Raw genomic sequence first — 13,017 nt, 5'->3', positions numbered from 1 at the left:
CGTGGGGGCTGCGACCCGGATGCGTGACGTTGTCCTCTTGGGCGCTCATCCGGTGTCGACCGCACTCATTTGATCATCCGACGTGAGCGCCCATCTGTCCAGAGGGCGTCACACCTGAGCGGCGTGAGGATCGCCACGTGTCCGCATCGGGGATTTTGGGGGGATGCGCGGCCGGGTACCCCGTGAGACGATGACCACTCAAGAACGCCGAGCCTCCGTACTGATACGTAACTTACGGTCCCGTAGGTACGATGCGCCCATGACTGCGTCCGTCCCCGACGCGCCCGAGGACACGCCGGCCGCCGGCCGCGGTCCCGTGGCGCTCCCCCTGCCGCATCCGGTCAAGCCCAAGCTGCGCGGCTGGCTGCACCTCGGCATGTTCCCGGCCGTGCTGGTCGCCGGCCTGGTGCTCACCGCCCTCGCCGAGTCCCCCGAGGGCCGCATCGCCTGCGGGATCTACGTCCTGACGGCCTGCCTGCTGTTCGGCGTCAGCGCCCTCTACCACCGGGGCAACTGGAGCCCGCGCATGGACGGCGTCCTGCGCCGTCTCGACCACGCCAACATCTTCCTGATCATCGCGGGCACCTACACGCCCCTCACGATGCTGCTGCTGCCCGAGGCCAAGGGCCAGTGGCTGCTGTGGGGGATCTGGGCCGCCGCGGCGGCGGGCATCGTCTTCCGCGTCTTCTGGGTCGGCGCCCCGCGCTGGCTCTACACCCCCTGCTACCTCGCCATGGGCTGGGCGGCCGTCTTCTACCTCCCCGAGTTCATGCGGGCGGGCGGCATCGCCGTCCTGGTCCTCGTGGTCGTGGGCGGCGTGCTCTACAGCGCGGGCGGCGTCATCTACGGCATCAAGCGCCCCAACCCCTCACCCCGCTGGTTCGGCTTCCACGAGGTCTTCCACTCCTTCACGCTGGCCGCCTTCATCGCGCACTACGTGGGGATCTCGCTGGTCGCGTACTAGATCCGGTGGCGCACCGGGGGTACGGAAACCCCCGGGCCCGCGCCCCACGCCCCGTGGCATCCTGACCGGGTGAACGGACCCGAGATCCACGTGGAATTCGCTCCCGAACTGCACCTGTTCGTCCCGCGGGCCCGCCCCACCGGCGCCACCCGCGCCGCCACCGACGGCGTCTCCACCCTCGGCCACGTCGTCGAGTCCCTCGGCGTCCCGCTGACCGAGGTCGGCACGCTCCTCGTCGACGGCCGGGAGGTGGCCCCCGGACACGTACCGGCCGGCGGCGAGTCGGTGAGCGTCCGTGCCGTCGAGCGCCCGCAGCGGGTACCGGGCGCTCCCCTGCGCTTCCTGCTCGACGTGCACCTGGGCACCCTCGCCCGCCGGCTGCGGCTGCTCGGCGTGGACACGGCGTACGAGTCCACGGACCTCGGCGACCCGGCGCTCGCCGCGCTGTCGGCGGCCGGGAAACGGGTCATGCTCAGCCGCGACCGAGGTCTGCTGCGCCGCCGCGAGCTGTGGGCCGGCGCCTACGTCTACAGCACCCGCCCCGAGGACCAGCTCCGCGAGGTGCTGGACCGGTTCCGGCCCGAACTGCGCCCGTGGACGCGGTGCACCGCCTGCAACGGGCTGCTGCGGAAGGCGTCCAAGGACGAGGTGGCCGACCAGCTCAAGGGCGGCACCCGGCGGTCGTACGACGTGTTCGCGCAGTGCCGGGAGTGCGGGCGGGCGTACTGGAAGGGCGCGCACCACGAGCAGCTGGAGGCCATCGTGGAGGCGGCGGTGCGCCGGAGTACTCAGGGCGGTTGAGTACGGCGGTTGAGTAACCGCCTCACGTACGGCGAACAGTGCTCGGCCGTCCCGGGTGAGGCGCTGTGGGCGTGGGCGCCTGGTCCTCAGCGGCGCCTGACGTCCCCCTTCCCGCAGGCCACACCGTCGCGGTCGCGGTCCAGCTTCAGCGGGTCGTCCTTGCCGTTGACCTTGAGGGGGCCGTAGTCGTGCTCCTTCAGCCAGGTGCAGCGGTCGGCCGTCGTCGCCTCGACCTCCTCGGGGAAGGCGGTCGGCACGCAGACGTTGGCGGAGCCGTAGTGCCGGTCGCAGCCGGAGACGGTGGGGCTGACCGGCTGCGAGGTCCGCTTCTCGCCCGCCTCGGTCACCTTGCCCCGCGGGGCGTCGGCGAAGGAGTGGACGTGGGCGGAGGCGTCCTTGGTGCTGAGCGCCTGCGGGCCGTCGAGGTGCACCCACTCGGCCACCGAGGGCACGCCGTTGGCGTCCACCGCGAAGAGCATGTACCAGCCGGGCGGGGCCAGGTTGGGGTTGCTGGTGACGTTGAGGTCGACGTTGTCGCCATCGACGGACAGCGGCAGGTCCACGAAGCGCTGGTTCGGGTCGGAGGAGTGGGTGACGGCGGCGGGGCGGATCAGCTCGGCCTTGGCGATCGGCCGGTCGACGGTGATCCGCTGGGTGTCGCCGTAGTTCCACTCGGTGTCGATGACCGAGGTGATCGTCGGACGCTCGCCCTTGAGCAGGTAGGGCGGGGTGTAGATCGACACGTCGTGGTTCCAGGAGCCGTTGCCCGGGTTGTCGCCGGTGGTCATCACGCGGCCGTCGGGGAGCAGGAACGCCGAGGAGTGGTAGCCGCGGGCCTCGGGATCGACGGCCACCGGGTCGAAGGTCTCCGTGGCCGGGTCGAAGATCGAGGTCTCGAAGACCGGGTTGGCCCGGTTGTGCAGCGCACCGCCGGTCTCCAGCACCTTGCCGTCGGGCAGCAGCACCGCGGAGACGTACATCTTGCCCTGGTCACCGGTCTGCGGGACGGGACCGTTGCCCAGGTCGACGGTGCCCTGCGGAAGCGGCGGGCCGGCGACGTACGCGGGGTCGGGCTGCTTGAGGTCGATGATGTCGGTGAGGCGGTTGGCGTCCGGGTTGGAGTCGATGTTGCCGCCCCCGATGGTCAGCACCTTCTGGTCCTGCGCCGGGGGCAGCAGCACGCTCATCGACTGGTCCCGTTCGTCCTTGCGCTGGAGGCCGGGGACCTCGGTGACGGTGTTGGCCTCGTAGTCGTAGATCGCCGAGCCGGTGCCCGGGATGTTGTTGCCGAAGACGTGGCTGCCGGAGTAGAAGAGGCGGCCGTCCTGCATGAGGATCATCGACGGGTACAGGCCCCAGTAGGACCAGGTCTGGTTGACCTGCCAGGTCGGCAGCCACTTCTGCTGCTCGTCCGACCACAGCTCCGCCGTCACCGAGCCGGTGGAGTCCTCGCGCAGGCCGCCGAAGGAGATGACGTCGCCGTTGCCGAGGATGGTCGCCGACGGGTACCAGTGGCCGTCGTTCATGTCGTTGGTCTTGGTGTAGGTCTCGGTCTCCGGGTCGAAGACGTACGAGTCCTTGTAGCCCTGGTAGCCGATGGTGCCGTCCGCCGAGGGGTAGCCCAAGTTGCCGCTCATGACGAGCACGCGGCCGTCCTTGAGCTGCACGTGCCCGGCGCAGAACATGTCCTTGGGCGTCGGGATCGTCTTGTAGTCGCCGGTCTGCGGGTCGTAGACGGCGGAGGTGAAGGTGCCCGCCTCGAACATCTCCGGGTCGTTGCCGGAGCCCGCGATCAGCAGCACCTTGCCGTTGTGCAGGACGACCGAGTGCATGGAGCGGACCGGGTTCTTGGTCGGCAGCACGTCCCAGCGGCCGTTGGCGCACTCCTCGGCGGTGGCCGTGCAGTCCGGGTCCGGGACCGGGTCGGCCACCTGCTCCATCGTGTAGTCGTCGGTGGTCGCCGAGCCGGTGCCGTAGACGGAGACGCCCCAGCTGATGCGGTCGGTGCCGGCCGGGACCTCGGGGGTACGGACGCTCGCCTGCGTCCAGTCGGCCGCCAGGTCGAGGGTCTTCAGGTCGGTCCAGTACTGCCAGCCCCCGGTGGCGTCGTGCCGGAAGAGCGTGAGGGAGGCGTCCGGGGTCGTCGACTTGTACCAGAGGGACAGGTCGTACTGCTTGCCCTCCGTCACCACCGGCGCGCACTCGGTGGACTCGGTGATCAGGGCCTTGCGGTCGCCGTCCGTCCGGCGGGTCAGCTCGACCTTCATGGCCTTGCTGCCGGAGTGGGCGTCGGCGACCGTCTCGAAGGTGAAGTCATTGTCGCCCCAGCCGGACTTCGACCAGCAGTACGGCATGTCGCCGGTGCCGGCGGTCTCGAAGCCGGGGTTGATGATCAGGTTGGCGGCGGAGGCGGACTGCGGCGCGGTCAGGAGGAGACCGCCGGTGAGGGCGGACACCGCCAGGAGCGCGGACGTTCTCCGTCGGGAAATCGCGCGAAGGCTTCTTCGCGGTCTGCTTCTCATGCGTCACTCCTTGCTGTGCGGGCCGTACGGCGTCGGCGCGGGAGGTACACGAGCGCTTCGGTCCCGGCGAAGCGCAGGACGAAGGTGATGACGAGGGCCAGCGCGGTGGCCGGCAGCACGGCCAGCCCGAACTGGCCGACGAGCAGGGCGATGAGCGGGATGCGCAGCACCAGGTCGGCGTTGGCGATCAGCGCGAAACGCGCGGTCCGGTCGGCCCAGTGCCGGTGCCGCCGCCGGTCGCGGAAGAGCAGCCGCTCCAGGAGCAGGAAGTTCCAGGCCACGCCGAACTGGTTGGCGGCGATCTCGGCCGGCAGGTAGTGCACGCCCGCCTCGGTGAACGCCCACAGGGCGGCCAGGTTCGGTATGAAGCCGCTCAGCCCGATCAGCCCGAAGGCGACCATGCGGGCCAGCGGCGAGGCGGTGCGCAGTCCGGCCAGGTGGCGCAGGAAGCGCACGCCCTCCTGCGCCGTGGACTTGGACTCGCCCGCGAACCGCTCCTCGAAGACGAACGGCACCTCGGTGACCGTCTGGGGGCGGCTGCGGACGGCCAGCTCCAGGAGGATCTTGTAGCCGAGCGGCTTGAGCACGTCGGCGGTGACCTCGCTGCGGCGGATGGCGAAGAAACCGCTCATCGGGTCGCTGATGCCGTGCAGGCGGCGCGGGAAGAGCGCCTTGGTCAGCCAGGTCGCCGCGCGCGAGACGGCGATCCGGTAGCTGCCCGCGAGTCCGGCGCGGCTGCCGCCCTTGACGTAGCGGGAGGCGACGACGAGCCCGGCGTTCGCCCGCTCGCCGGTGGCGACCAGCTCCGGCACCAGGGACGGCGGGTGCTGGCAGTCGCCGTCCATGACGACGATCCAGTCCGACCCGGCCGCCCGCATGCCCTCGACGACGGCGCCGCCGAGCCCGCCGGAGGGTTCGTCGCGGTGCAGGACGGTGACCGGGAAGGGGCAGTCGGGGGCCGCCGCGCGGATCACGTCCGGGGTGTCGTCGGTGGAGTCGTCCACGAAGACGACCTCGCAGGGCAGCCGCGCGGGCACCGACTCTGAGATCAGGCCCAGCAGCCGCCGTACGTTGCCGGACTCGTTGAAGGTCGGTACGACGATGGTGACGGCCCCCGGCTCGGGCACCTCCGAGGCGCCAACGGCCGGATTCCCCAGCTCGCCGGGGACGGTGGACTCGTGGCTCATCGGGCGGCTCCGGAGGGCTGGACGCGGCGGATCTCGATACGGTCCGCACCGGTGCCGAAGACGGCGACCGGGGCCGAGTGGTTCATGGCGGCCTTCACGTTGGGCAGGTCGACCGCGTCGCGCCGCACCGTCGGCGAGGCGACCACGTAGTCGATGTCCCGCCAGCCGCCCGGCATCGTCTCGGTGACGGCCGGGTCGAGGTCGGCCTTGTAGAACCAGATGACGCCGAGCCCGGGTTCGTACCCGGCGTGCACGAGGTCCAGCCAGAGCGCGTCGTCGACGAGGACGCGGGTGTCCTCGGGGTTCTCCACCTCGGTCGCCATCCAGTCGGCGGCGGCCTCGTAGGGGGCGTTGGCGTCGGCGGTGACGGCGGTGCGGTCGCCGTCGTACCAGCGGGGTACGACGTAGGCGCCGGCGGCGAGCACCAGGACCGCGGCGAGGGCGTACCGGCCGACGGTGACGCCCCGTTTCTCGGCCTCGGTGCGCCATCTGCGAAGAACGGCGTGGGCGACGCTCGCCGCGCCGCCGGCCAGCACCAGGGCGAGGAAGGGCAGCGCCTGGATGACGTACATCGCGGGCAGGTAGCCGCTGGGGCGCAGGGCGAGGGCGGCGAGGATCGCCACGGTGAGGGCCGGTCCGGCCAGGGCGCGGGCGGTGACCGACCAGCGCCAGGTGACCAGCAGGAGCAGCGCCCCGGCGAGGCCGCCGAGGGGCAGGACCCGGTCGTAGTAGAGCCAGGACTGCAGGACGCCCCACGAGCCGGAGCCCTCGTCGAGGATGAAGCCGGAGCCGGGGCGGGTGAGCTGGTACTCGATGCCCTCCCAGAGGGAGACGTGCCCGTCGCCCGGCAGCAGCTCGCCCTTGAGCAGGGCGAAGAGCGGGTACGAGAACCCGATGAGCGCGCAGGCCGTGACGGCGCCGGTCAGCGCGAACTTGCGGGTGTCCTTGTGGCTGTGCCGCCAGGCGGTGACGAACAGGGCGGGCAGGACGACGAGCATCGTCTCCTTCGTGAGGACCGCCGTGGCGGCGGCGATGCCCGCTCCGAAGTGGTGCCACAGGTGCTTGCTCGGTGAGGCGGCCAGCGCGAAGGCCAGCAGCGTCCACATCACCGCGAGGTTGTCGAGGAAGATCTCCCGCTGGAGGACCACGGACAGCGGGGAGAGGCCGAAGAGGGCCATGGCCAGGCCGGCCGCCCAGCGGGGCAGGGACATGCGGCGGGCGATGACGTAGACCAGGACGGCGGAGACGGCGCTGATCAGCAGCATCACGCCGCGCATGGTGCCGACGGTCATCGACTCCGGGCTGAGCAGAGCGGGTATCCAGGTCAGCACGGCTATCTGTATCCAGCCGAGCGGCGGGTGGTCGTACCAGTAGGTGTAGTGGGCCAGGCCCTCACCCTGCTGGACCGCCCAGGCCTGGGCGAGGTAGGTGCCCTCGTCGTCGCTGAGGGTCGGGTAGGCGGAGATGTTCCAGCCCTGCACGAGCATGATCGCCACGAGGAGGGTGCCGCAGAGCAGGAGGTCGGGGCGCGAGGGGCGCAGCCGGCCCGGTGGTGCCGCGCTGCGGGCGGGCGGGTCGGTGTCGTGGGCAGGCCGGCGCTGCGCGGGGACCTGGGTGCCGGTCGCCGCGGGGAGGGTGGAGGTCACGCGGGAACGTCCTCTCGGTCCACCGGCGCGAGATGGGCGCCGACATGGCTGGTCAGCTCCCAGTCGGTGCGGCCGCGTTGCTCGCGCCACACGGCGCGGACGGCGGCCCCGGCGAGGAGGACCTGGTAGAAGGGGCCGCCGACGATCAGCTTCACGTAGTGCGTGAAGCGGACGCGCAGGCCGTACTGCTTGCCGAAGTCGTGCAGGCCGACGACTTCGAAGACGAAGGTGACCAGGGCGGTCACGGCCGGCAGGAAGGTCACGAAGGCGATGCCGACGGGTACGTCCAGCAGGAGCGCGATGGCCGCGTTGAGCGGGATGATCACGCCGGTGAAGGCCTGGAAGAACGGCGTCATCAGGGTGTAGCGGGCCAGCAGCCGCTGGGTGAAGGTGGGGAGCTGCTTCCAGTCCTTCTTCCGGTACACCTGGAGGAATCCCTGGTTCCAGCGGGTGCGCTGCTTCAGCAGGGAGACCAGCGAGCCCGGGGTCTCCTCGCGGGTGACCATGTCGGAGTCGTAGGCGACGACGACCTTCTTGCCGGTGCTGGAGAGCCGGACACCGAGGTCGCAGTCCTCGGCCAGGCACTCGGGGTCCCAGCCGTCGGCCGCCCGCAGCACGTCCGTGCGGACGAAGACGGTGTTGCCGCCGAGCGGGATGAACCCCTTCTGCGCGTGCAGGTGCAGCCGCGAGCGGAACCAGAAGAAGTACTCCAGGCAGTTGCGCAGGCTGTACCAGCTGGAGTGGAAGTTGATCAGCTGGACGCCGCCCTGCACGACGTCGGCGCCGGTGGTGCGGAAGGCGTGGTCGACGTGGGCGAGCAGCTCGGGGTGGACCTGGTCCTCGGCGTCGAAGACCCCGACGACGTCGCCGCGGCAGTGCGGCAGCGCCGTGTTCATGGCCTTGGGCTTGTTCTTCTTCTCGTGTGTGTCGACGACGACCCGCACGCGCGGGTCACGGTCGGCGGCCCGCTCTGCGACGGCGGTGGTCTCCGGATCGTCGTGCCCGACGATCACGATGATCTCGAAGTCGGTGTGGGACGAGGTCAGCAGCCGCTGGATGGTGTGGTCCAGCACCGCCTGCTCGTGCCGCGCGGGCACGAGCAGCGAGAACGACACGTGCTCGTCCCCGTCCGGCGGGCTGAACCGGGTGGAGGCGAGAACCTCCGGCGTACGCCAGGCGTGCATCTGCCACCACAGCGTGAACGCCGCCATCCAGAAGAGCGCCAGTGAAACGGCAGCGATGAAGACGGACGTCAGCAAAAGATCCCCCCAGATCCTTGAACTCCCCCTGCCGCGGCGGCGCGCCCGAACCCGGGCGACCACTCCGCCGCGTCACGGTGAAGAGGCTAGGGGTAATTTGTGAAACACATAAGGTGGTTGGGTGAAGAGCGTGTTTCCTCACAACGGGGACCGGGTCTGAACATTTCACCCACCGGTCTCGTTCCGGTTCTTTCTCTTTATGTCGTTTCAGCTGTTCAGGCGGGCACGCAGCTGTTCCGGACCGGTGGTAGGCGCGTCACAGGTGAAGTTCCGGCAGACGTACGCCGCCGGCGCTCCGCCCACCAGTGGCCGGTCGGCGAGCAGGGGGAACTCGTCGCTCCCCTCGGTGCCGAAGGCGACGACCGCACCGGGCGCCGTGCCGAGGAGCGCCGTGCGGTGCAGGCCCCGGGCGGCGGCGTCGCCCGGTTCCGGCGCCACGACGGCCACTTCGCGAGGGCCGTCGAGCAGCGCCTCGGCGGCGGCCAGCCCCCAGCCGATGAAGCGCGGGACCCGCGGTCCGAGCGCCTTCACCACGCCGAGCGCGTGCTCGGCCGCGCTGCGGTGGGGCGCGGAGCCGGTCTGGGCGGCGTACGAGAGCAGGGCGCCGGCGGCGGCGGTCCAGCCGGACGGGGTGGCGTTGTCGGTGGGGTCCTGGGGGCGCCGGATCAGCCGCTCGGCGTCGGAGGCGGTGTCGTAGAGGGAGCCGGAGTCGTCCCGGAAGCGGGTGAGGACGTGGTCGAGCAGCAGCCCGGCGAAGTCCAGCCAGACGCCCTCCCCGGTGACCGACGCCAGCGCGAGGAAGCCCTCGGCCACGTCGGCGTAGTCCTCCAGCACCCCGGCGTGCGCGCCCGCGCGGCCGTCCTTGCTGGTGCGGAAGAGCCGGGCGCGGTCGTCGAGGTGCAGCCGCACGAGCAGGTCGGCGGCGCCGACGGCGGCGTCGACCAGATCGGGGCGCTCGAAGTAGGCGCCGGTCTCGGCGAGCGCGGCGATCGCGAGCCCGTTCCAGGCGGCGACCACCTTGTCGTCCCGGCCCGGGGCGGGACGGCCGTCCCGGGCGGCCAGCAGCCGCTCCCTGACCGCCGCGATCCGGGCGGCGTCGAAGACGCCCTCCTGCTGCGGCAGTTGCAGCACGGACGAACCGTGCTCGAAGGTGCCCTCCACGGTCACGCCGAAGTACTGCGCGGCGAGCTCGGCGTCCTCGGCCCCCAGCACCTCGGTGAGCTGCGCGGGCGTCCACACGTAGTAGGCGCCCTCCACGTGCCTGCCGCTGCCGTCGTCGCTGTCGGCGTCCAGAGCGGAGGCGAAGCCGCCCTCGGCGGTGCGCAGTTCGCGGACCATGAAGTCGGCGGTCTCCAGCGCGACCCGGCGGGCGAGGTCGGAGCCGGTGGAGCGCCAGAGGTGGGCGTAGACGCGGCACAGCAGGGCGTTGTCGTAGAGCATCTTCTCGAAGTGCGGCACGACCCACTCGCGGTCGACGGAGTAGCGCGCGAAGCCGCCGCCGAGCTGGTCGTAGATGCCGCCGCGCGCCATCCGCTCGCACGTGTCGGCCGCCATCTGGAGCGCGCCCTCGGCACCGGTGCGGGCGTGGTGGCGCAGCAGGAACTCGACCACCATGGACGGCGGGAACTTCGGCGCCCCGCCGAATCCGCCGCGCTGCGGGTCGTACTCCCGGGTGAGCCCCAGCAGCGCCTGCCCCAGCTCCGCCTCGCCGGGCGCCTCGGCGTCGCCGTAGGAGATCTCCCGCCCGGCCAGGTCCCGCACGATCTTCCCCGCGACCTCGGTGACCTCGCCGCGCCGCTCCGCCCAGGCCTGGTGGACGCCCTGGAGCACCTGGCGGAAGGAGGGCATGCCGTGGCGGGGCTCGGGCGGGTAGTAGGTGCCGAAGTAGAAGGGCTCGGCGTCCGGGGTGAGGAAGACGGTCATGGGCCAGCCGCCCTGCCCGGTCGCCGCCTGTACGGCCTCCATGTAGACGGCGTCCACGTCGGGCCGCTCCTCGCGGTCGACCTTGACGGACACGAAGTGCCCGTTCATGAATGTGGCGGTGTCGTCGTCCTCGAAGGACTCGTGCGCCATGACGTGGCACCAGTGGCACGCGCTGTAGCCGACGCTCAGGAGGACGGGGACGTCGCGCCGCCGGGCCTCCTCGAACGCGCCGCTCTCCCACGGCCACCAGTCGACGGGGTTCTCCGCGTGCTGGAGGAGGTAGGGGGACGTCGCCTGCGCAAGTCGGTTGGCCATGCCTCCATCCTCGCGCACGTGCCCGCGAAAACCGGTGGAAGGACGCCGCCGCGCCCCCTTACCGTGCTGGCTGACCGAGTCGCCTGAGTCAGGACGTGCCGTTGTACACCGTGTGAGACCTCCCGAGCGCTGATCTGTCGCGCGTCGCGCCTGCGCGCCGCGCTCCTTTTTGCTGCGGATTTCTCACTGAAACCGGTGTACTCCTGTGCTCAACGAATGGGCCGTCGTGCCCACCCGTCTGCCCCTCGTCCGCCGCCGTTGCCACACGTGCGCGTCCGGCCGCTTCCGGGCGAACGGCAGATTCCGCGTCAACGCCAACCACAAGCTCATCGACGCCTGGCTCCTCGTCCTGTGCACCGCTTGCGGGGACACCGCGAAGCTCACGGTCCTGGAACGGGCGAACGTGCGTTCCGTACGGCCCGAACTGCTGGACCGGATGCACGACAACGACTCCGCCCTGGCGGCCGGGCTGCTCCGGGACCCGGTCCTGCTGCGCCGCAATCGCGTCGCCCTCGACTGGGACGGCGCCTGGCGCCTCGACACCGGCGGATCGGATCACCTCGACCGCGAGGTGATCGACGTGTCGGTCCGCTTCGGGGCGCGGATACCCGTACGGCCGGTGCGGCTGATCGCCGAGGGGTGCGGTCTGTCCCGGGCCGGGGTGGAGCGTCTGATCGGGGAGGAACGGCTCGTGTCGGCGGTCCGGCTGGGCGGCCGGATCTCCGGGGACTTCACGTTCACGCTGAAGCGCTGAGGCGCTGAGGCGCTGAGTCCCGGCTCGGCGACCGGTGGCCGCACGTGGCAGGACGTGCGGCCATCACTCCGTGCGAGGGGGACGGCCGGTCAGTAGTCGATGCGGTCCGTCTTGGCGATCCAGGCGTCGAACGGCTGGGTGCGGTGGGACAGGTCGAGGTGCTCGACGGACATCGGCCACATCTCCTGGGGCCGCTTCTCGAACAGGTCGTAGAACTTGCGGTCGTCGAAGCCGGCCACGGCGGCGTCGTGGCGGTCGGCGGAGTAGATCAGCCGGTCGACGCGCGCCCACAGGGAGGACGACAGGCACATCGGGCAGGGCTCGCAGGACGTGACGAGGGTGCAGCCCTCCAGGCTGAAGGTGCCGAGCTTCTGGCAGGCGGCGCGGATGGCGCTGACCTCGGCGTGCGCGGTGGGGTCGAGGCTGGAGGTCACCTTGTTGTTGGCGAGCGCCACGATGTCGCCGTCCTTGGCGATGAGCGCGCCGAAGGGGCCGCCGCCGTTCGCGACGCTGGTGGTGGCCAGCTCGATCGCCTGGTTCATCCAGGCGCGCTCGTCCTCGCGGATGCCGGTCTCGGCGGTGTGGGTGGTCATGGCGGCTCCTCGGCTGGTGTGTGGGTGGACCTGCGGCTGCAACCTGTATGGGGAGTACACAGGCTGCGGGCCGGTACCGGCCAGGGACCGAAGGCACGAACAACGAGCAGGCTGTTACCGGCGCTTCGTAGATTCGCACGAAGGCTATTCATACATGCGACACCGGTCCGCGAGGACGCCGAAGGGGTGCCCCGCCCGCATGGGTCACGCGGGCGGGACACCCCTGGAGAGCGGCCCGGCGGGTCAGTCCCCGGTCGCCTCGAAGGTGCGCAGCAGGTCGGCCGCGACGCTCACGGCGATGGTCGCGGGCTCCTTGCCGCTGATGTCGGACAGCCCGATCGGGGTCTTGATCCGGTCGATGACGGCGTCGTCGTGACCGCCCTCGGTGGACAGGCGCCTGCGGAACCGCGTCCACTTCGCCGCCGACCCGATCAGCCCGATGGAACCGAGGTGGTCGGTGCGCAGTGCGGCGTCGCACAGGGCGGCGTCCTCGGCGTGGTCGTGGGTCATGATCAGGACGTGGGTGCCGGGCGGCAGCTCGGCCAGCACCTCCTCCGGCAGCAGCGGCGTGTGGTGCACGTGCACCTGCGCCACCGCGTCCGCCAGCACGCCGAGCCGCTCCTCGGCCAGCAGGTCGGCGCGGCTGTCGACCAGGTGGAGGTCGAGATCCTGACGGGCCAGGATGCGGGCCAGTTCCAGCCCGACGTGCCCGACCCCGAAGACGGCCACCGCCCGGACCACCGGCAGCGGCTCCAGCAGCACCGAGACCGTGCCGCCGCAGCACTGCACGCCGTGCTGGTTGGTCACCTTGTCGTTCAGCGCGAAATCCATCAGCTCGGGCTTCGGGTGGGACGCGGTGATCATCTCCCGGGCCCGGTCGATCGCGACCGCCTCGACGTTGCCGCCGCCGATCGAGCCCCACGCCCCGGTCCGCCCCACGACGAGTTTCGCACCGGCGTCGCGCGGGGCGTGGCCGCGCACGGTCGCGACGGTCACCAGCACGCCGGGTTCCCGGCGTGCCCGCAACCGCGCGACCGCGGCGATCCACGCCAT

Annotated in this window: 10 protein-coding genes; 3 read left to right on the top strand and 7 right to left on the bottom strand. The window is 71.3% G+C overall.

Annotated elements, in window-relative coordinates; all coding sequences use genetic code 11:
• Positions 1–259: 259 nt before the first annotated feature.
• A complete protein-coding gene (locus ACFW47_RS07805; protein ID WP_386305139.1) occupies positions 260–964 on the top strand; it encodes a hemolysin III family protein in 705 nt (234 codons plus the stop codon).
• A 69-nt stretch (positions 965–1,033) separates the two neighbouring features.
• Positions 1,034–1,765, top strand: a complete 732-nt coding sequence (locus tag ACFW47_RS07800; RefSeq protein ID WP_386287050.1) for a Mut7-C RNAse domain-containing protein — start codon at positions 1,034–1,036, stop codon at positions 1,763–1,765.
• Positions 1,766–1,851: 86 nt separating this feature from the next.
• Here the strand turns inward: ACFW47_RS07800 and ACFW47_RS07795 are convergent, their stop codons facing one another.
• From ACFW47_RS07795 to ACFW47_RS07775, 5 genes are all read right to left on the bottom strand, one after another.
• Entirely contained in the window at positions 1,852–4,287 is a 2,436-nt protein-coding gene (locus ACFW47_RS07795) for a galactose oxidase-like domain-containing protein (protein ID WP_386287052.1), read from the bottom strand.
• Positions 4,284–5,474, bottom strand: coding sequence for a glycosyltransferase (locus ACFW47_RS07790; protein WP_386287054.1), 1,191 nt, complete (start codon positions 5,472–5,474; stop codon positions 4,284–4,286). The genes ACFW47_RS07795 and ACFW47_RS07790 overlap by 4 nt, the downstream gene beginning before the upstream one ends.
• Positions 5,471–7,120, bottom strand: coding sequence for an ArnT family glycosyltransferase (locus tag ACFW47_RS07785; RefSeq protein ID WP_386287056.1), 1,650 nt, complete (start codon positions 7,118–7,120; stop codon positions 5,471–5,473). Before ACFW47_RS07785 ends, ACFW47_RS07790 begins: the two co-directional genes overlap by 4 nt.
• Complete coding sequence (locus ACFW47_RS07780) at positions 7,117–8,379, bottom strand: glycosyltransferase (protein ID WP_386287058.1); 1,263 nt, start codon at positions 8,377–8,379, stop codon at positions 7,117–7,119. Before ACFW47_RS07780 ends, ACFW47_RS07785 begins: the two co-directional genes overlap by 4 nt.
• Before the next feature lie 207 nt (positions 8,380–8,586).
• Complete coding sequence (locus ACFW47_RS07775) at positions 8,587–10,617, bottom strand: thioredoxin domain-containing protein (protein WP_386305137.1); 2,031 nt, start codon at positions 10,615–10,617, stop codon at positions 8,587–8,589.
• Positions 10,618–10,822: 205 nt separating this feature from the next.
• On the opposite strand from ACFW47_RS07775, the gene ACFW47_RS07770 reads away from it, so the two are divergent.
• The gene (locus ACFW47_RS07770) at positions 10,823–11,371 is read left to right on the top strand and encodes a DUF1062 domain-containing protein (protein ID WP_386287062.1); all 549 of its coding nucleotides are present in this window, start codon (positions 10,823–10,825) and stop codon (positions 11,369–11,371) included.
• 89 nt (positions 11,372–11,460) lie between these two features.
• Here ACFW47_RS07770 and ACFW47_RS07765 read toward each other — a convergent pair whose 3' ends face one another.
• Entirely contained in the window at positions 11,461–11,964 is a 504-nt protein-coding gene (locus ACFW47_RS07765; protein ID WP_386287063.1) for a nucleoside deaminase, read from the bottom strand.
• 243 nt (positions 11,965–12,207) lie between these two features.
• Positions 12,208–13,017 (bottom strand): xanthine dehydrogenase accessory protein XdhC, encoded by an 810-nt coding sequence (gene xdhC, locus ACFW47_RS07760; RefSeq protein WP_386305135.1) that lies wholly within the window; start codon positions 13,015–13,017, stop codon positions 12,208–12,210.

This window comes from Streptomyces sp. NPDC058796, assembly GCF_042745235.1.
In the GTDB taxonomy this organism is placed as follows: Bacteria; Actinomycetota; Actinomycetes; order Streptomycetales; family Streptomycetaceae; genus Streptomyces.
The sequence above is the reverse complement of the archived record's forward strand: the minus strand, read 5'-3'. Positions and strand labels throughout refer to the sequence as shown.

What these genes read in the sequence shown, in the direction of transcription:
- ACFW47_RS07805 (WP_386305139.1), top strand. Translation starts at nt 260, where the DNA reads ATGACTGCGTCCGTCCCCGACGCGCCCGAGGACACGCCGGCCGCCGGC.
- ACFW47_RS07795 (WP_386287052.1), bottom strand. Translation starts at nt 4,287, where the DNA reads ATGAGAAGCAGACCGCGAAGAAGCCTTCGCGCGATTTCCCGACGGAGA.
- ACFW47_RS07790 (WP_386287054.1), bottom strand. Translation starts at nt 5,474, where the DNA reads ATGAGCCACGAGTCCACCGTCCCCGGCGAGCTGGGGAATCCGGCCGTT.
- ACFW47_RS07775 (WP_386305137.1), bottom strand. Translation starts at nt 10,617, where the DNA reads ATGGCCAACCGACTTGCGCAGGCGACGTCCCCCTACCTCCTCCAGCAC.
- ACFW47_RS07765 (WP_386287063.1), bottom strand. Translation starts at nt 11,964, where the DNA reads ATGACCACCCACACCGCCGAGACCGGCATCCGCGAGGACGAGCGCGCC.
- xdhC (WP_386305135.1), bottom strand. Translation starts at nt 13,017, where the DNA reads ATGGCGTGGATCGCCGCGGTCGCGCGGTTGCGGGCACGCCGGGAACCC.